Consider the following 18,482-nt stretch of genomic DNA (forward strand, 5'->3'; position numbering starts at 1 on the left):
GAAAGTGAGAATGTTTATTACAGAATTTGCTAGTTTAATTAATGTGTATATTATTATCACTACTGCATAGTTAAAATGAACTCCTAGCTTTCAAAAAACTTAGGGAAATTCTAAATGCTAGAAGTCAATAGCAATATACATTTGCTTGTAGTTTGAAACTACTACTTAAATATAACATATTGCAAACAAATTAACTTTCTTTTTTTTAAATATTGAGCAAGGGTGATTAATTTATGTTACGATAGATTTATGCATTAAAAAAGAGACTATTTATTAAGAAAATTGATCAAAAAATGAGAACATTTTCTATAATCTTTCGTTAGTCGGTGGGGCATAATATCGGATATAGAAACTTGAAAATAAGAAAAATTAATTTATTTAATTATAATAAACCATGCTAAATCAGGAAGAAAAAGAGTAAGAAATTAGAAGATATGAACCTTTTGTTTTAACTGAAATGAGGGATAAAAATGGAGAATTTAATAATAGATATTGGAATATCGGATATTATTACAATAGCAACCGCAGTTACCAGTATAGTACTAATTTTTTTAGGATTAAATGGGGATATATCGAACAAAAAATCGCAATTACTTTTCGTAATGAGTAGTTATGTGGTAATCTATGTTTTCTATTTATTTTTAATAAAGGATTATTATTTATTATTAGTTTTTGTTGGTATTATCATGTTTGGAGGAGTTGGTTATTTAAGTCAGTTAGGTAATTTGGATTTGGAAAGAGAATTATCAATATCACATTTATTAAGATACTCGATTCAGGCGTTATTCTATTTGACTTTTGGTTTTTATCAACCTATTTGTGTAGTTTTGGTTATCTTTTTTTCTAAACAAAAAGATCTATCGTTAATGATATTTTTATTTTTTGTGACAATACAATATATTATAGTAGCTAAGGACTTTTTTAGCTTTAAAAATTTTGATAAAACTATAACGGAGAAATGGGCACCAAATATAACAAAAAATATTAGTCCAAAAGAAATTTTAGATATAAAAAAAGAAATGACATTAGAAGATTTTGAAATATTAGCTTTTATTGTTTTTTCAGAAGATAAAGATTTTTTTAACAGAAAAAAATCTCATATTTCTTTAGGGGAACTCTTAAAGAAGATTCTTAAAAGAGTACAAAATGTATGCAGACTATATAAATCGATTTTTAAGAAACTTATAAAAAAAGAAAACGATATTTGTGATGAAAAAAAGGAGTATGAAAAGAATAATAGTAGTGTTAGTTTTTTGTTTCGAGGGTATTCTACTATAGAAAGTCAAGTGATCAGACAATATGCTATGGAAGAGTTCTCATATAGATTTAAATTGAGAAGAAAACTATTTATTGAACGAGTATACACTAGTTACTTAATATTATCCTTGAAAAAAAGAAAGTCTAGACTGTTCTCAAGAAGTTATTTTGAAAGGTTGAGAATTCAAAAGTCTATGAAAATTCCTATGAAATTTTCTATTTTAATGTGCTACTATAATCATGTTTTAGGAAAACCGGAAAGTATGTCTGATTTGAAAAAGCAGTTAGTCAAGCAGTCAAGGTTGAAAAAAGAAGATATAGACTTTAAGTATAATAGTTTTGAAGAGTCTCAGCTTAAAAATGAAATTTTGCAAAATATAAATTCGGCATTTGACAGTGAAATTTGGTTTTAAATGAAAAAAGTCGATCTGATGTTTGAAATGTTGAGGAAATATTAGGAAAAAGTAATAGAAACCTAATTTATTGGGATTTCATTTTAGAATAAAATAGCATTTCCATTATAGAAAAATACTGATATAATAAATATGCCATAAATTTTTTGTATTTATTGATTATTATTTGAGAAGGTGGATTCTTAATGTATTGTTCCAATTGTGGTAGTAAAATTAATGAGAAGGCTGTAATTTGTCCAGAGTGTGGAGCAATTACAAAAAAAGAGTATTTTCGTAAAAATGATGAACTCGGTTGGGGAATTTTAGGGTTCTTTATACCTGTTGCAGGACTAGTCCTTTATTTAATTTGGATGGAAAAGAATCCTAAAGCTGCAAAAGTAGCTGGATTAGGAGCCCTTTGTGGCGTATCTGCACTTATTTTATTCTGGATACTATATATTCTGTTTTTTGTTCTACTCTTTCTAAGGATAAGCTCATAAAATACAAAGAATATTGGTTAGGTTAGTTTACATTAAATGGAGGAGTGGTTGAGTATGTATTGTTCTAATTGTGGTAAAGAAATTGATAAGGAAGCAGTAGTCTGTCCACACTGTGGTGTTCCAACAGAAAATGCACATAAGGAAATGGATAACGGCGGTTTTTTATGGGGATTATTAGGATGTTGCCTCCCAATCGTAGGATTAATCTTATTTTTAGTATGGAAAGACAATAAGCCAAAAACAGCTAAAGCTGCAGGAATAGGTGCTTTAGTTAGTGTTGGATGTATCGTAGTATTTTATGTACTACTTTTTGCATTAGGTATGTTTGGAGCGACTTTAAATCCTGGATACTAAATGGCTAGCAAGAATATTTGGTTGTCATTGTCGTCCAGATAGATCATTTCATTTTCACGGAAAGCAGTTTCCATTGTGTGCTAGATGTACTGGGGAATTGCTGGGTATTTTATTCGGTATTTTTAGTTTTCCATTTGCAAAAATTTCTATTTTATGTTTAGTTATTTTACTTTTACCTTTAATTTTGGATGGCTTTTTGCAATTATTAACTGAATATGAAAGTAAAAATATTCGGCGTTTTGTCACAGGAATGCTATTTGGATATGGAATTGTACAACTCTTCTTAATATCTATAGTTTATGTCTATTCATTAGGGTATAACCATGCAAAGTAAAAAGAATTATTTTAATTAAAAGCAGTTAAATAAGAACCAAGAAATAAAATGAACGATCGCACAAGGTCGGAATACAAGCACTTAATTTTAAGGTGTGGAAAAAATTAATAAATGAAGACCAGACAAATAGTTCTGATTTTCATTTTCTCTCTAATCAATCGTGTGTAGATTATTGATTAGAAAGAAAATGTCGCTAGGTTCGGTATTTTAATTATTCAATAAAATTTTTTGAAAAAGACAAAATGGAGGTTGGGACAGAAGGGATTGCTTCTGCTCCTACCGTTTATTCGGATTTTAGGTGACTGGGTTGTAACTCATAGAGTTATGTCCCAGTCACTATTTTAATCGATTTAACCTACCGATCTTATTTAAGAAGATCATAATTTAATAGTTATAGTTAAAAATGGATGATGAATCAGTAATATTGTCTTTGATTGTTCAAGAATTCCGTCTCTTTGCAGAAGAGGACTTTAAGAGGAAAGAAATTATCTCGAGTTGTAAATAAAAAACTTGAAAATGAAATTATAGATGACATGATCGACTAATAATGTTCAGAAAGAGCTAAATGTGTAGATATATCAAAAGTGATGTTGCTAAATTTTAGCAGGATCATTTTTTTGTAAATTATATGTGGACAAAATCGTAATCTGGCATAAGCACGTTGCGTCTGATGCTCTTAAATATAGATTTCTCAAAAACAGTCATTTTCAGTAGGAGTTTTAAGCTCTACTGAGTCGATATCTACTTCTGGAAATACAATAAAGTTAGTTTCGGATGACGCACTTTCAGAGGTTTGTCTCACACTCATTATCAAAACCACCAATCAACAATAATGAGAACAACGCACTTACTACAATTTTTTTCATATGTTATCGCTTCTTTAATTTGGTATAATTTTACGCTACTATGATTCCGACTATTTGTAACGGTAAGATTCTTGTCGTTGTTTAAAACGTTTATGTATAAGCGTTTCTACGGATATTTTTATCTCAAAATAATAACAATATTTTATTCGTGCTATGACAATCGATAAGCAAATTAGCTTAAAATTAAACCATTATCTACTTAATTATTATAAAGAATAGTTAGGTAGATAATGGTTTAACTATTTACAATAGGAAAGATGGATAATTCTCAAAAAAGACAATTTTTTGAAAAGAATTCTTTATATCTCCATAAATAGTATTTTACTTAGATAATAATTACTGATAAGCGCAACACTATGCCCAGTTAACTTACTTACAGTTGAATTGAAATGAAATACCGAAAAGAATATCCATAAGAATACCAACTCGAGAAGAAAAGATAACACTCTGCTACCAAAAAAAGCAATCAGTTCTTTTATAAAGTGTTTAGATTTTGACTCAAAAACAAATAGTTTATTGATAATATAAGAAAATAATACTGTTAATACCCAATCAAAAAGATTTGCTAATTGATAATTCAATCCTAATTCGGAATGTAACAAATAAAATACAAAAATATTGAAAGCAATTGTTACTATTCCCCATAAAAGAAATAATTCAGCTTGTCGACTTATTTTATGTTGCATGTATCTACTCCTAGTGATGTATTTTATGATTGTATATTATACACGCTTCGCGTTTAATTTACTAATATTTATCTGTGTTTAACGAGTACTTTTTTTGTTGTACATTCTACATATAAAGTACCGGGATACAACATAAGTATATTGATTTAGATTCTAGAAATTACGGTTTTTGTATAAGAAAATAATGAGCGGGAGATAAGATAATTCAATTAATTAAGAGAAAGAAGTTTGTTATTTTACATGTAATGAAGTGAGCCTTTAAAATTGAACCAAAAATGGATTAGGTAATATATTCCAACACAAAAATTAAAATTTTTTATAATTTATTTTATCTGATGTAGACTATTTTTATGGTGATTTAAAGAGGAGTAAATTGAAAATTATCCTATGTAAGTCATGATTTTGACAAAATAAGATCTACACAATAATTCAGACGTAGAAGGAGATATAACATGATCACAATCAATGCAACTATTTTTATCAAAGAAAATGAAATCGAGAAATATAAATCATTGTCAGAAATGCTGATTCAAGGAACGCGATCTGAACCAGGAAATTTAAAATACGATATGTATCAATCGGTCGAAGTGCTTGGTGAATTTATGTTCGTAGAACAATACTTGGATCAAAATGCATTAGAACAACATCGTACTTCTAAACATTTCACTGAATTTTCGAGTCAAGTCGAACCATTGCTAAGCAAAAAAATAGATGTTAGAGTATTACAAGACCTGCCAAGATCAAGCTAAATTAAGTTATTTAACTCAGTAGTTGATATATCCTCAAATAACAATAGCGAGGCTGGGACACAAGGAATGCTTCTGTGTCCAGTGTTTATTGGGATTTAAGGTGTGATACAAAAATGGTGTTTCCTTTTTGTATCACACCTTTTTCTTTGTTCAAGTAAATTAGTGTACTAATCAGCTTATTACAATAACTAGTTTTCAAAAATCTACTATTTGTGAAAATAGTTGAAAAATTGTTATGTTTGATACTTGCTTCAGAATAACCTTGACAGACAGTTGTCAGGTTTATTTTTGTACAATACAATCAAGTCGTTAGAAACAAATAACATTTTCAAGTATACTTATAAACATACTTAAAATAAATGGAAGATTACCTAAAGATAAATAGTACGTGCATATAAGAAAAATGAGGTGAATAGATGATTAACTTTCAAAACGTATCAAAAAAATACAACGACCAGTTAGTATTAGAAAATTTTGATATTTCCATTGAAGACGGTGAGTTTTTTGTATTAGTAGGTCCAAGTGGTAGCGGAAAAACAACAACATTAAAAATGATCAATCGCTTGATTGAACCCACAGATGGCGATATCTATTTTAACGACCAAAGATTGATTGATTACAATTTAAAAGAACTCCGATTAAAAACAGGGTATGTTCTTCAACAGATTGCTCTGTTTCCCAATCTGACAGTCGCAGAAAACATTGAATTGATCCCAGAAATGAATCATTGGGATAAAGTAAAAAGACGTGAAAGAACAGAAGAACTATTAAAGAAGGTTAGTTTAGACCCCGAAGAATATCTTCATCGAAAACCAGCTGAATTATCTGGTGGAGAACAACAACGCATTGGAATTTTACGAGCAATTGCAGCAAAGCCAGATATTATTTTAATGGATGAACCATTTAGCGCTTTAGATCCAATTTCTAAAGGACAGTTACAATTATTAATTAAAGAGTTGCATAAAGAATTAGCGAGCACCGTTGTTTTTGTTACTCACGATATGAATGAAGCTCTGTTTTTAGGTGACCGTATTTGTGTGATGAAAGAAGGGAAGATCGTTCAAACTGACACACCAGAACAAATCAAAAATCATCCTACTAATGACTTTGTGGCACAATTTTTCCGACAAGATTACTCTAGTTTAGACAATTATTGTGTAGCCGACTTATTAGCGCTAGGTCTTGTGAAAGCTGGACAAGTTGACACTGAAACAATCGTAACATTGGACACACCACTTCCAGCTGTGATTCGTTTACTTGTAAATAATAAACTAGTCCGGCTTGTAGACGAAAAAGGTACAGTTGGTGAAATCACAGATCGAACGATTTTGCGTTTCTTAGAGACAAAGATAGAAAAAGGTGATCGATAATATGGGGAAATTAATAAACACACTCATTGCTCGTAAAGAAGACTTCATTCAAGCTGTTGTTGAGCACGTTCAACTGTCGCTACTGTCAGTACTGATTGCTATTCTTATAGCGATTCCATTGGCAATTATACTAACAAATTATAAAAAAGCGGCAGAATTTGTACTACAAATCACAGGGATTTTCCAAACAATTCCTTCTTTAGCACTACTCGGGTTGTTAATTCCGATTATTGGGATAGGCAGTCCGCCAGCAATCGTCGCGCTAGTAATTTATGCACTATTTCCGATTTTGCAAAATACTTATACAGGTTTGACCGAAATTGATCCCTCGTTAGAAGAAGCAGCCGAAGCTTTTGGGATGAATAAACGAGAAAAACTGATCAAATTTGAGCTGCAATTAGCTTTGCCTTATATTATTTCAGGGATTCGTACAGCGACAGTTATGATCATTGGAACAGCTACACTTGCGGCTTTGATTGGTGCAGGTGGGCTAGGTACGTTCATCTTACTGGGGATCGACCGAAACAATGTATACCTTATTTTAATTGGCGCAATTTCTTCTGCTATCTTGGCTGTCTTGTTTAACTTTGGAATTCATTTGTTGGAAAAAGCTACAGTGAAAAGAATCGTAGCAGCATTTATGGTATTGATTGCTTTATTAGTAGGCTCATTTGTCTATACGCATCAAGAAGCTGAGCAAAAAGAAATTACAGTAGCTGGAAAGTTAGGTGCAGAACCGGATATCTTGATTAATATGTATAAAGAACTGATTGAAGCAAATAGTGATATCCACGTCAATCTAAAATCAAACTTTGGGAAAACCAGTTTCTTATTTAATGCACTAAAATCGGGTGAAATTGATGTATATCCTGAATTTACAGGAACCGTACTAGAAACATTTTTAACAGGCAGTAAAAACGTATCTAAAGATCCCAAAAAAGTGTATGAATATGCGCGAGATGAAATTCAAAAACAAGAGAACATGGTTTATCTAGAACCAATGCGTTATCAAAATACCTATGCTGTTGCGGTTAAACGGTCATTTGCGGAAGAAAACGGTCTAAAAACAATTGAAGATTTGAAAACAATTGAAAATCAGTTAAATGCTGGATTCACACTAGAATTTATCGATCGCGAAGATGGTTATAAAGGTTTGCAAAAATTATATAACTTAAATTTTGAGGTGAAGTCGATGGAACCCTCATTACGTTACCAAGCAATCGATAATGGAGATGTCAATGTAGTAGATGCTTATTCAACAGATAGCGAGTTAAAACAATATGATTTAGTGATCCTAGAGGACAATAAACAACTATTCCCACCTTATCAAGGAGCGCCACTGTTAAAAGCTGAGACACTTGAAAAATACCCGGAATTAGAAAAAGCATTGCAGCCTTTGGTTGGCAAAATCTCAGAAGAAGAGATGAGTGAGATGAATTACCAAGTCAATGTAGAGCAAAAAGACCCCGCGACTGTTGCACATGAGTATTTAGTGAAACATGGGATGTTGGAAAAATAGTAACGAGCAAATAGTCTGCCGTAGATAATAAATATCTGATTGAAAGTGACGGCTTCCGACAAACAGTATTTGGTTTTACTATGTGCTTGATTGATTTAGAAAAGTTGAATTATCCGTCATAAAAAGTTACCTCAAAATCGATTGTTCAAACTTAAAAATTCGTTGTTCAATCGTGAAATAAAAAAGTTTCGGACACTTATCGAAACCGCACTCAATACAATGAACTATTTTTTATCATTAAACTCAGAACCTCAGAAAAAAACTTCTGTCCTAATTTCAAAGCTCCACAGGAAGACAATCGATCTTCCAGCAGAGTGACTTTTATTTTGTCTAGCTGAACAACACTTGTTTGGCTAGATTTTTTTGTTCTATCATTTCATGATGAGTTGCTTATTTTTGAGTGCTAGCTAAGAATGTAAGGTTGTGAAAAAATTATTTTGAAGATTCTCAAAAAGGAACAATTCAACTAATTGAGTTAACAATCAAAAATATGAATATGGGTAGTACACTATTGAACAGATGTATTTTATAACTGTCTGAAATGAAGAGTATGATTATATTTGCTAACAATAAACTACCTAGTGCAAATAAAATAAACCATGTGAAGACGCCATGTGAGTGAGAAAAAAAAGAGCTTTGTATTATATTAAACAAGAGTATGGAGACTATGATTAGATTTACAGAAAGAGTTAAGTATCTTGAGTGCTTTACGTAGTGAGCGATTTCATCTTTTTCAGAACTGTTTTCTGATACCAAGAAGGGTAACTGAATATTATAGAACGCACAAATTCTATTTAACGTTTGAATATCTGGAATAGTTTTTCCATTTTCCCATTTAGAAATTGTTTGTCTTGTAACAAATAGTTGTTTTGCCAATTCTTCTTGTGTGTAGTTGTTCTCTGTTCTTAATATTTTTAGTTTGCGACCTATAGAATCCATATTTCCTCCCTATGTAAACATAAATATATATAATTATATTTTAGCATAATTCACATTGAAAATTAATAATAGTTTATTAGAGCTGTAAAAATAAAGTGCTGAACAGACGGTATTTAGCCATGGAACGTTGGGATTCCATGGTGGAAACCTAAGCGTACAGGCTTTTTTCGTCATGTAACTCGATAAGTTCTTTATAAAAATAGCCAAATGATAGTAAGCTAAGTTTGTACCAGAAATGTTTAAGCTAGCGTTCTCTTTTTATTCTTTTAGAAAGGTTGCATACATATGATTAAAAAAATAAATTTTTGTTTATCAACGATAATTTTTCTGTTACTGCTATTTTCTGCTACTAGTTTATTAAAAGGATTAGATATAAAAAAGGCACTTTATGATAATACGAAGGAACTGCATATTATTTATGAGCCCGGAATTAATTATAAACAGTTTGTTTATGATCTCTACGAGACTTCTCTTAAAGAGGATATAACAATTTCGCAGTACAATTTTACTGCGAAAGACACATTAAGCATTCTCTCGACAAATCCTAAGATAAATCCATTCTTTCGCTTGAAATCGGGCGTATTTCCTACTAATTCAGAATTTTCTTATGTGGCAAATTATTCTGATGGAAATCGAAAAAATATAGGAAGGATCAATTTACCTAGTGACTATTTAAAAATAAAACTTTATTCATTTGAATACGTAAAAAATATAGGACTAGGAAATGTTTTCTACATCCAAGGGAATGGGCGCCATAAAAAGCTTATTGATATATTCCAAAAATACGGAACTATCAAGATAACTAACCCTGTTATATCAGATACTTTTACAGTCAACATCTACCAAAATCTGATTACGTTATACTTGATTGTATTTTTCTTTGTTTGCATCATTTCATTAGCGTTTTCACAAAGGAAAAAGATTTCTTTGAAAAAAATCTTGGGCTATTCTGTTCGACAAATTGTATTCCAATCCATCAAGTCAACTTTTTCTATAGTATACGGACTGATACTAGCTTTAACTCTATATATCATTTTATCTAGGGATATAACACTCAACCTAGTATGGTCATTATTACTTTGCTTTTGTATTTACTTGCTATCGTTAATAGTCTATAGTTCGATCGTAGTATGTTTATATCAGTTTACAAATGTAAAGAATAATATAAAGGGAGCCGCGCCAAGTAAATTAGTAACAATTGTCATTGGAGGAACGTTGTGTATTTCATTGTTTTTATTTCTTGGGAAGTCCCTAGAGATAAAACAGGAGTTCAAAAATTATAATAAGATAAAGCAATCAACACAATTGTGGGCAAAAACAGAAAATTTATATAAGACAAATATAACAAATCAATTAGATAGGGAGGATCCGTTAGAAGAAACAACCTATTTGAAAAATGCTCAATTATTTTATGAAAAGCTCTCTAAAAAGCATAAAACATTTATAATAGCTCCCTATAACTATACTGTTTTAAATGACTCAAAAGGAAAGTCCATAATCATTGGTCAAGATAGAATCCCTGATAAAGAGGAATATATTACTTCGCCAGGAGGGGCGGATATCACCATTGACACAAATTATTTAAAGGTTAACCCCATAAAATTTATTCCCCCGTCTGAAATGGAACAAATGAACGCAGATGCTAATACACGGTCATTGTTAGTGCCTCAAAAATACCAGAAATATGAAGCAGAAATCAAGCAAAACTATTTATCAGATCTGAAGTTCAGACTAACGGAAGAACCTCCAAATGGATTGATTTCATTGGACGAAGTGAAAATTCAAGTGCTGTATGTTGAGAATCAACAAAAGTATTTCACCTATAATTCATTTTATGGAAGCCAAGCTGATAAAAATATGATCGAAGATCCTATAGCCGTAGTTGTAAACCCTAAATTAATGGATGGACTCTTTTGGGGCAATATTTTAACGATGAACGGAGGTCTGTTCATTAATTTTGATAGTGCAACAAAAAAGGAGCTTTTTGATCTTATTAAACAAGATATCAAGGACTCAGGTCTCAATGGTATTTTGAATTTTACTTTATCAGTTTTTAAAGAACATGGAGAAGAGACGGCAAGAAATGAAGCGAATGTCTTTAACCTAAGTATTCAATATAGTATCTTGATTATCTTTATTATCACATTGAATGTTCAAATTATGTATATCTTATTCAAGTTGAATGCAAAAAAACGATTGGTAAAAGAAATATTGGGGTATTCGGTATTTAATCAAATGACCGATATTGTGTTGATTCCAATACTCATAGAGTTGATTACTTTAGTCCTCTTTAATTTTTTACATTCTCACACCTCTTTTGTAGTAGTACCGCTTATCATCATTATAGTATTAAACAGCTTCATTTATGGATGCATCTATTTGAATAGTAAGTCTAGTACGTTGAAAGGAGATTTTTATGATATTTGAAGCAAATAATTTATCGATTGAACTCAATAAGAAGAAAATCGTCACCAATTTTAACTTATCAGTAAAAGCAGGAGATTTTATCTTAATAACTGGTAAGAGTGGTACAGGAAAAACGACGCTCATTAATAATTTGAGCTTATTGGAAAAGGTCTATACAGGAAGTTTAAACTACGAACAATTTGAAAATACGAAAAAAAATTGCCAAAGGATTAGAAAAAATGTAATCAGCTATATGTTTCAAAACTATGGTTTACTAGAAAATATGACGGTTTTAGAAAATCTTAAACTGGCTATTAAATACAATAAATCGTTTAAAAAAAATGATCTTACGCTTCTTCTAGAAAAATTTTCATTACCAGAATCGATTTTAACAAAAAAAGTATTTTTATTAAGTGGAGGAGAACAACAAAGAATCGCTCTGATTCGTTCATTGCTGAAGCCATTTGAGATTATTTTTGCCGATGAACCAACAGGAAATTTAGATGAAGAAAATGCTGCCTTTATAATTGACTATTTTCACTATTTAGTAAAGGAAAAAGAGAAAGCAGTTGTATTGGTTACGCATGATAAACAGTTGTTGAAGTATGCTTCCCTAGTTATAGATTTAGATCTTGAAAAGACTCAGTAGAATAGGAAGTAGCTAAAAAGAGTATGAACAACACGTAAGTCTTATGGGCAGTGTTATTCATACTCTTTTTCTCATAATAAAGTAATTTTTACCAAAAAGAAATGCAAATTCTCTCAACTTTCGCTATAATAAAGAAAATAACCAAAACAGGAAGTGGAAACATGAAAAAAGCAGACCGACAACGGTTAATCAAACAACTAATCACAGAAAATGAAATAGAAACCCAAGACGACCTGATTGCACTTCTTGAAAAATCTGGCGTCAAAGCAACCCAAGCCACTGTCTCAAGAGATGTACGTGAAATGAGCATTGTTAAAACCCATGGCTCAGATGGACGAGTGAAGTATGCCTTATTCTCTCAACAACAAGCATCTAGCAGTGAGGAAAAACTAAAAGCATCTGTGAAGGATTCAGTGATTCGCATGGAACGTGTCCAATTTATGGTCATCGTCCATACAGATATGGGCGCAGCAGATGTTGTCACAAATTTTTTAGATGAAGTCAGTTATGAAGAAATTGCAGGAACGGTCGCAGGAGTCGATACGATTATTATCATTGCTCGTTCAGAAGAGGACGCAATCGCTGTTGTTGAACGTTTTGAAGCGATGATAGATTAAGCATAACCAATCAAAAAATGAAGGGAGATTTGGTTACATGAATTTGAAAGCGTTACAAAATGGGTCGGATATAAGAGGAATAGCAGTAGAGCATGAAGAAAAAACAGCAAACTTAACACCAGCGCAAATCGGGAAAATTGCTGTTGGAATGGTTCATTGGCTTCGTGATGAAAAAAATTTAGCTGAAAAAAATCAATCGGGAAAATTAAAGATCGGTATCGGTCATGACAGCCGTATTTCTGCAGATAGCTTAAAACAAGCGTTGATCGACAGTTTCGTTGAGCAAAATGTAGCGGTGTTAGACTTTGGTTTAGCAACAACGCCTGCCATGTTTATGGCCACGAAATTTCCACAATATGATTGTGATGCCACGATTATGATCACAGCCAGTCACTTGCCGTATTATTTTAATGGCTTAAAACTGTTCACTAAATCTGGTGGTGCAGAAAAAGCGGATATTGCCTATATCTTAGCACACGCTGACGAACCTGCACTTGTAGCCAAAGGAACTGTTACAAAAACGTCTATTTTAGAGACCTATTCAGCTGATTTAACCAATAAAATTCGTAAAGGTATGAAAACAAGAGAAGAAAAACCGCTAGCTGGTTTTCATATTATAGTCGATGCTGGTAATGGCGCGGGTGGTTTCTTTGCAGAAAAAGTCTTAGCAAAACTTGGCGCAGACATTACAGGTTCGCAATTTTTAGAACCTGACGGTATGTTCCCTAACCATATTCCTAATCCTGATAATAAAGAAGCAATGGCAAGTATCCAACAAGCTGTTTTAAAAAATAAGGCTGATTTAGGAGTGATTTTTGATACGGATGTGGACCGCTCAGCAGTGGTGGATGCGTCAGGCGAAGTCATCAATCGAAATAATTTGATTGCTGTCTTAGCAACGATTGTCTTGGCTGAAAATCCTGGTAGCAGTATTGTGACAAACTCACCAACTTCAAGCCATCTGAAGGCGTTTATCGAGTCAAAAGGTGGTAAACAAGTGCGTTATATTTCTGGTTACCGTAATGTGATCAACAAAATGATCGAACTCAATGATGAGGGAATTGATACCCAATTAGCGATCGAAACAAGTGGACACGCAGCCTTTAAAGAAAACTACTATTTAGATGATGGGGCGTATGTTATCGCTAAAATTCTGATGTTGTTGCCTACATTAAAAAAAGAAAGCTCAACACTCGGTGATTTGATCAGTTCATTAAAACAACCAGCAGAAACCCAAGAATTACGGGTTGAAATTCTAGCAGGAAATGTCCGTGATTATGGTGAACAAGTAATTCGAGATTTGAGTGGTTTTGTCGGGAGTCAACGAGGGATGAAAATCGATCCTGAAAACCATGAAGGCATTCGAGTGAATGTTTACGATGAGTATGGAAGTGGTTGGTTTTTACTACGAATGAGTTTGCATGAACCATTGTTAGTTTTACAAGTTGAAAATGATCAAGCTGGGATGAACCAAAAGGTTTTAGAAGAATTAGCAGGTTTCTTTGAAGGGTATAAACAATTGGACTTAGTGAAACTCACTGAAGCATTGGGGAAATAATAAAAGTTAGGAAAGAACAAAACGTTCTTTCCTAACTTTTTGGGTTACCACAAACTAGGCTCAGCAACTGCCATAATCGCTTCTCCAGTAAATGGATGTGTCAGATGCAGTTCATAAGCATGAAGCATCAAGCGCCCATTAGGTTTTGGGTGATACAACGGATCACCAATGATGGGATGCCCAATACTTGCTAGATGTACACGGATTTGATGGGTTCGTCCCGTTTCCAAAACACAATAAATAGTGGTATGGTTCGTCTTTCGATCATAAGATTCAACGTCAACATGAGTAACAGCCACATCACCACGCCGTTCATCAATTACTCGTTTTCGGCGATCATGACGATCACGGCCAATTTTTTTTCGAATGGTCATAGACTCATTTAGCTGACCTGAAATCACCGCTTGATAGTGCCGATAGATTTGCTTGCTTTCTAGTAATCGACCTAAAATCGGCAATACAAAAGGATTTTTAGCAAATAAGATTGCACCACTTGTTTCTTTATCTAGCCGATGAACAACATACGGCATTTGGTTTTTAGGCGCTAAGTAAGCTGCTAAATGGTTAAGTAGGGTGTCATGTTCATCTGGTTGATTAGGATGAGTTTTCATCCCAAAAGGTTTATTCAAAATAATCAAGTATTCATCTTCAAATAATACATTAACGTTAGACTCTTTTCCTAAAAGAATTACAGGCGTCGGATAATCTTCTGGTTCAAACTGTAAAGTAATAACATCGCCACTTTTTACAGAGAAATGGAACAAAGCTGATTCTCCATTAATCGACACATTCTTTCGAGTACGCAAAAAGTGTCGTACTTTACGGGGAACTAACCATTCTTGTTCGAGTAATTCTCGGACTGTTTGTTCCTTAAAATTTCTTGGTAATTGGATGAATAATTCCATTTTTACCCCACCTTTTCAATAGCGTTCTAAATTAGTTTAACAAATAGAAGAATAAGTTCAAGTGCATAGTCGGAATTAAAGGTAATGTTATGGAAGTAACTGGAGAAGGATCTAGTTTCATTATTGTGCATCATGAAGCAAATCGTAGATAGTAAAATGCAATAAAGAACCCACTCTTTAGGGAAGAGTGGGAAAAGGAGTTAAAAATGAAAAAGTGTTTAGTTAGGGTTGTTTGTTGGTATACTAGTATAATAAAGGGTAAATATGAATTTTTTGTGTATTAATTTAATCAAAATTGTACTTTTTTTTAAAGAAAAACGGCATCAGTGAAAATGACTACATTTCAAAGGGAGTATCACATAAAAAATACAAATTAACAATTAGAATTATTTTGGTAGAAGCTTCAATCCTTTTTAATGCTATCTGAAAAGCTTTTCAGAAAAAAAGAGACCCACTCTTTGGGGAAGAGTGGGAAAAGGAGTTAAAAATGAAAAAGTGTTTAGTTAGGGTTGTTTGTTGGTATACTAGTATAATAAAGGGTAAATATGAATTTTATATGATTAAAACTTTCTTAAATTAGCACTATTTTACAACTAAAATAAGAATTTACCCATTAACTAGCTAATTTATCCTATAGAATCATCAATTTCTTGATGGATTCTTAAACATTTCTACATAAAAATAAAAGGAAAACATGGTAAAATGAGCGAAACAAAATCTCTGTATTTTATTCATGCTAAAGCCGTATGAATAAAAGTTGTGATCTATGTTAAAATAGCTTAGAAACTTTTATATAAAGAGGGAGCATTATGGAATTTAAAACAATTATGGGGAAAATAAAATCTGGTTTTGAAAGCTTTTGGGCTTGGATTAAACCATATCTTGTTCGTTTTCATCACTGGAGAAAGCGGATTTGGAAAAAATATCAAATCAATAAAATTATTTTATTACTAGGCATGATTATCGTTTTAGTAACTAGTATCTATTTGTTCACTTTAGCAAAATCAGCGAATGTAGGCGCCTTGAAAAATGGGCTGGAAGAGTCTACTGTTATTTATGATAAAAATGGTGACGAAGCAGGTAGACTGTTTGGACAAAAAGGCACATTTGTCACGATTGATCAAATCTCTCCATATGTTACAGATGCGCTGATCTCGACGGAGGATCGGAAGTTTGAGACACATCATGGATATGATATTAAAGGGCTTTTCAGAGCAGTTGTTGGAAAGCTGAGTTTTGGATTGATTGGTAGTGGTGGCGGTGGTAGTACGATCACACAGCAGTTAGCTAAAAATGCATATTTAAAACAAGAGCAAACAATGACTCGTAAGGCAAGAGAGCTGTTTTTGGCCATCGAAATTGAAAAAAAATATGATAAAGCGCAGATTCTAGAAATGTATCTCAATAATTCATACTTTGGTAACGGAGTTTGGGGAATTGAAGATGCATCTCATAAATATTTTGGGATGAGTGCCAGCGAATTGTCGGTTGGTCAAGCAGCGACTTTAGTGGGTATGCTCAAGGGTCCAGGAATTTATAATCCGTTAGACTATATTGAGAATGCTGTCAATCGACGAGATACAGTTTTGCAATTAATGGTAGATAATGGAAAATTATCTCAAGGAGAAGCGGATGCTCAAGCTGGTGTAGATATGGGTAGTATGTTGGCTGATAATTATTCTGATCAAAACTCAGATTATAGATACCCATATTACTTTGATGCAGTTATTGATGAAGCTGTTAATAAATATGGGCTAAAAGAAGAAGATCTATTGAATAAAGGGTATAAAATATACACAGCATTAGACCAAAATTATCAAAATGCAATGGATCAAACTTATGCTAATGACGCCTTATTCCCACCGAATAGCGAAGATGGGGCTATGGTTCAAAGTGGATCTGTTGCACTTGATCCAAAAACAGGTGGTGTGCAAAGCGTAGTAGGCGGACGTGGAGAACATGTATATCGTGGCTTTAACTTTGCAACTCAAACGAAACGTTCACCAGGTTCATCTTTGAAACCAATTTCGGTTTATACACCTGCATTAGAATCAGGGATGAAACCAAATAGCATTTTAGAAGATAAGCCACAAGATTATTATCCAGCTGAAAATTACAGCCGAATGAACAGCGGTGAAGTGCCGATGTACCAAGCGTTAGGTGAAAGTTTGAATTTACCTGCTGTGTGGACATTGCATAAAATCGGTTTAGACAAAGGCTTTGAAAAAACGGAAAAATTCGGAATTCCTTTGGCGAAAGAAGATAAATATTATGGATTAGCTCTAGGAGGATTAAAAACAGGTGTATCCCCTTTAATTATGGCGAATGCCTATAGCCCGTTTGCCACAGGTGGCGCTCAGTCAGAAGCACATCTAATCACAAAGGTTGTTGATTCTACGGGTGCGGTCATTATAGATAAAACGAATGTTGAAACCAAACAAATTATTACAAAAGAAACCTCTGATCAAATGACGAGTATGCTTTTAGGCGTATTTAGTTCAGGAACAGGGATCAACGCTGATCCAGCAGGTTACGTGATGGCCGGAAAAACGGGAACAACAGAAACAAACTTTGATACAGATAAAACCAATGACCAATGGGTTGTCGGCTATACGCCGGATATTGTGGTTGCAACGTGGCTAGGGTTTGAACAAACAAGCGAAAGTCATTACCTGCAAGGCAGCAGTGCAACACATGCTTCTACCGTTTTCAGTAGCCAAACGCAAGGTATTTTACCTTATACAGCACAAACGCCATTCACAGTAGCTGATGCGTATGTAACAGGTGGAATAACACAGGCTGCTAGCGAGGTTCCTACTGGAGACAATGATGATTGGAAGGATAGTGTCAAAGATATTGGTGGTCAAGTCAAAGACGGTGCCAAAGATATTGGCGGTAAAATAAAAGAAGGATGGGATAATACCAAGAATGGACTGAAAAATTTCTTTGGTGGCTTAACTGGAGAATAATCGGTTTGAAAACGAATCAAAGAATGGTACAATCAAAGAGAATAATTTAGAGAAGCGAGGGAGATTAAATGAGTAATATTTATGATACAGCCAATCAAGTTGAACGTGAAATCCGTGAATTAGCAGAGTTTAAGGCATTGGAACAAGCTTACGATGAAGTAAAAGCGGACGAAGAAGCATACACATTATTTAAAGAATTCCAAACGTTTCAACAAGGACTGCAAGAAAAACAAATGCGTGGCGAAGAATTTTCAGAAGAAGATGCTGAAAAAGCTCAAGCATTAGCAACAGAAGTTCAAAAAGCAGAAGTGATCAACCAATTAATGCAAAAAGAACAAGCATTTAGTTTGATCGTAAATGATTTGAACCGTATTATCATGACACCGATTCGTGATTTGTATAACGATTAATC

At 33.0% G+C, this 18,482-nt stretch carries 16 protein-coding genes; 13 read left to right on the top strand and 3 right to left on the bottom strand.

Features of this window, described 5'->3' with window-relative positions; all coding sequences use genetic code 11:
- Positions 1–470: 470 nt before the first annotated feature.
- From AC4BBR_RS01275 to AC4BBR_RS01290, 4 genes are all read left to right on the top strand, one after another.
- Positions 471–1,670, top strand: coding sequence for a hypothetical protein (locus AC4BBR_RS01275; RefSeq protein WP_490460806.1), 1,200 nt, complete (start codon positions 471–473; stop codon positions 1,668–1,670).
- A 185-nt stretch (positions 1,671–1,855) separates the two neighbouring features.
- On the top strand, positions 1,856–2,149 hold the full coding sequence (locus tag AC4BBR_RS01280) for a zinc ribbon domain-containing protein (protein WP_490460807.1): 294 nt from the start codon (positions 1,856–1,858) through the stop codon (positions 2,147–2,149).
- A gap of 54 nt (positions 2,150–2,203) precedes the next feature.
- Complete coding sequence (locus AC4BBR_RS01285) at positions 2,204–2,503, top strand: zinc ribbon domain-containing protein (RefSeq protein WP_490460808.1); 300 nt, start codon at positions 2,204–2,206, stop codon at positions 2,501–2,503.
- 13 nt (positions 2,504–2,516) lie between these two features.
- Positions 2,517–2,837 (top strand): DUF2085 domain-containing protein, encoded by a 321-nt coding sequence (locus AC4BBR_RS01290; protein ID WP_490462051.1) that lies wholly within the window; start codon positions 2,517–2,519, stop codon positions 2,835–2,837.
- A gap of 1,165 nt (positions 2,838–4,002) precedes the next feature.
- On the opposite strand, the gene AC4BBR_RS01295 is transcribed toward AC4BBR_RS01290, so the two are convergent.
- Positions 4,003–4,389: a GtrA family protein gene (locus AC4BBR_RS01295; protein WP_490460809.1), complete on the bottom strand. Its 387-nt coding sequence runs from the start codon at positions 4,387–4,389 to the stop codon at positions 4,003–4,005.
- Between the two features lie 452 nt (positions 4,390–4,841).
- On the opposite strand from AC4BBR_RS01295, the gene AC4BBR_RS01300 reads away from it, so the two are divergent.
- From AC4BBR_RS01300 to AC4BBR_RS01310, 3 genes are all read left to right on the top strand, one after another.
- A complete protein-coding gene (locus AC4BBR_RS01300) occupies positions 4,842–5,138 on the top strand; it encodes a putative quinol monooxygenase (protein WP_490460810.1) in 297 nt (98 codons plus the stop codon).
- Positions 5,139–5,554: 416 nt separating this feature from the next.
- Entirely contained in the window at positions 5,555–6,508 is a 954-nt protein-coding gene (locus AC4BBR_RS01305; RefSeq protein ID WP_490460811.1) for an ABC transporter ATP-binding protein, read from the top strand.
- A 1-nt stretch (position 6,509) separates the two neighbouring features.
- Positions 6,510–8,027, top strand: a complete 1,518-nt coding sequence (locus AC4BBR_RS01310) for an ABC transporter permease/substrate-binding protein (protein ID WP_490460812.1) — start codon at positions 6,510–6,512, stop codon at positions 8,025–8,027.
- A 462-nt stretch (positions 8,028–8,489) separates the two neighbouring features.
- On the opposite strand, the gene AC4BBR_RS01315 is transcribed toward AC4BBR_RS01310, so the two are convergent.
- Positions 8,490–8,966, bottom strand: a complete 477-nt coding sequence (locus tag AC4BBR_RS01315; protein WP_490460813.1) for a helix-turn-helix domain-containing protein — start codon at positions 8,964–8,966, stop codon at positions 8,490–8,492.
- 285 nt (positions 8,967–9,251) lie between these two features.
- On the opposite strand from AC4BBR_RS01315, the gene AC4BBR_RS01320 reads away from it, so the two are divergent.
- The 4 genes from AC4BBR_RS01320 (at position 9,252) to AC4BBR_RS01335 (ending at position 14,196) form a co-directional block, all read left to right on the top strand.
- Positions 9,252–11,393: a hypothetical protein gene (locus tag AC4BBR_RS01320; RefSeq protein ID WP_490460814.1), complete on the top strand. Its 2,142-nt coding sequence runs from the start codon at positions 9,252–9,254 to the stop codon at positions 11,391–11,393.
- Positions 11,383–12,021 (top strand): ATP-binding cassette domain-containing protein, encoded by a 639-nt coding sequence (locus AC4BBR_RS01325; RefSeq protein ID WP_490460815.1) that lies wholly within the window; start codon positions 11,383–11,385, stop codon positions 12,019–12,021. The genes AC4BBR_RS01320 and AC4BBR_RS01325 overlap by 11 nt, the downstream gene beginning before the upstream one ends.
- A gap of 161 nt (positions 12,022–12,182) precedes the next feature.
- A complete protein-coding gene (gene argR / locus AC4BBR_RS01330; RefSeq protein ID WP_490460816.1) occupies positions 12,183–12,638 on the top strand; it encodes an arginine repressor in 456 nt (151 codons plus the stop codon).
- Between the two features lie 37 nt (positions 12,639–12,675).
- On the top strand, positions 12,676–14,196 hold the full coding sequence (locus tag AC4BBR_RS01335; RefSeq protein WP_490460817.1) for a phosphohexomutase domain-containing protein: 1,521 nt from the start codon (positions 12,676–12,678) through the stop codon (positions 14,194–14,196).
- Between the two features lie 44 nt (positions 14,197–14,240).
- On the opposite strand, the gene AC4BBR_RS01340 is transcribed toward AC4BBR_RS01335, so the two are convergent.
- A complete protein-coding gene (locus AC4BBR_RS01340) occupies positions 14,241–15,101 on the bottom strand; it encodes an RluA family pseudouridine synthase (RefSeq protein ID WP_490460818.1) in 861 nt (286 codons plus the stop codon).
- A gap of 809 nt (positions 15,102–15,910) precedes the next feature.
- Here AC4BBR_RS01340 and AC4BBR_RS01345 point away from each other — a divergent pair.
- Positions 15,911–18,070 (top strand): PBP1A family penicillin-binding protein, encoded by a 2,160-nt coding sequence (locus AC4BBR_RS01345; protein ID WP_490460819.1) that lies wholly within the window; start codon positions 15,911–15,913, stop codon positions 18,068–18,070.
- A gap of 68 nt (positions 18,071–18,138) precedes the next feature.
- The gene (locus tag AC4BBR_RS01350; protein ID WP_490460820.1) at positions 18,139–18,480 is read left to right on the top strand and encodes a YlbF/YmcA family competence regulator; all 342 of its coding nucleotides are present in this window, start codon (positions 18,139–18,141) and stop codon (positions 18,478–18,480) included.
- Positions 18,481–18,482: the final 2 nt, after the last annotated feature.

Source organism: Enterococcus sp. AMC1251 (assembly GCF_058216535.1).

What these genes read in the sequence shown, in the direction of transcription:
- AC4BBR_RS01275 (WP_490460806.1), top strand. Translation starts at nt 471, where the DNA reads ATGGAGAATTTAATAATAGATATTGGAATATCGGATATTATTACAATA.
- AC4BBR_RS01280 (WP_490460807.1), top strand. Translation starts at nt 1,856, where the DNA reads ATGTATTGTTCCAATTGTGGTAGTAAAATTAATGAGAAGGCTGTAATT.
- AC4BBR_RS01285 (WP_490460808.1), top strand. Translation starts at nt 2,204, where the DNA reads ATGTATTGTTCTAATTGTGGTAAAGAAATTGATAAGGAAGCAGTAGTC.
- AC4BBR_RS01295 (WP_490460809.1), bottom strand. Translation starts at nt 4,389, where the DNA reads ATGCAACATAAAATAAGTCGACAAGCTGAATTATTTCTTTTATGGGGA.
- AC4BBR_RS01300 (WP_490460810.1), top strand. Translation starts at nt 4,842, where the DNA reads ATGATCACAATCAATGCAACTATTTTTATCAAAGAAAATGAAATCGAG.
- AC4BBR_RS01305 (WP_490460811.1), top strand. Translation starts at nt 5,555, where the DNA reads ATGATTAACTTTCAAAACGTATCAAAAAAATACAACGACCAGTTAGTA.
- AC4BBR_RS01310 (WP_490460812.1), top strand. Translation starts at nt 6,510, where the DNA reads ATGGGGAAATTAATAAACACACTCATTGCTCGTAAAGAAGACTTCATT.
- AC4BBR_RS01315 (WP_490460813.1), bottom strand. Translation starts at nt 8,966, where the DNA reads ATGGATTCTATAGGTCGCAAACTAAAAATATTAAGAACAGAGAACAAC.
- AC4BBR_RS01320 (WP_490460814.1), top strand. Translation starts at nt 9,252, where the DNA reads ATGATTAAAAAAATAAATTTTTGTTTATCAACGATAATTTTTCTGTTA.
- AC4BBR_RS01325 (WP_490460815.1), top strand. Translation starts at nt 11,383, where the DNA reads ATGATATTTGAAGCAAATAATTTATCGATTGAACTCAATAAGAAGAAA.
- argR (WP_490460816.1), top strand. Translation starts at nt 12,183, where the DNA reads ATGAAAAAAGCAGACCGACAACGGTTAATCAAACAACTAATCACAGAA.
- AC4BBR_RS01335 (WP_490460817.1), top strand. Translation starts at nt 12,676, where the DNA reads ATGAATTTGAAAGCGTTACAAAATGGGTCGGATATAAGAGGAATAGCA.
- AC4BBR_RS01340 (WP_490460818.1), bottom strand. Translation starts at nt 15,101, where the DNA reads ATGGAATTATTCATCCAATTACCAAGAAATTTTAAGGAACAAACAGTC.
- AC4BBR_RS01345 (WP_490460819.1), top strand. Translation starts at nt 15,911, where the DNA reads ATGGAATTTAAAACAATTATGGGGAAAATAAAATCTGGTTTTGAAAGC.
- AC4BBR_RS01350 (WP_490460820.1), top strand. Translation starts at nt 18,139, where the DNA reads ATGAGTAATATTTATGATACAGCCAATCAAGTTGAACGTGAAATCCGT.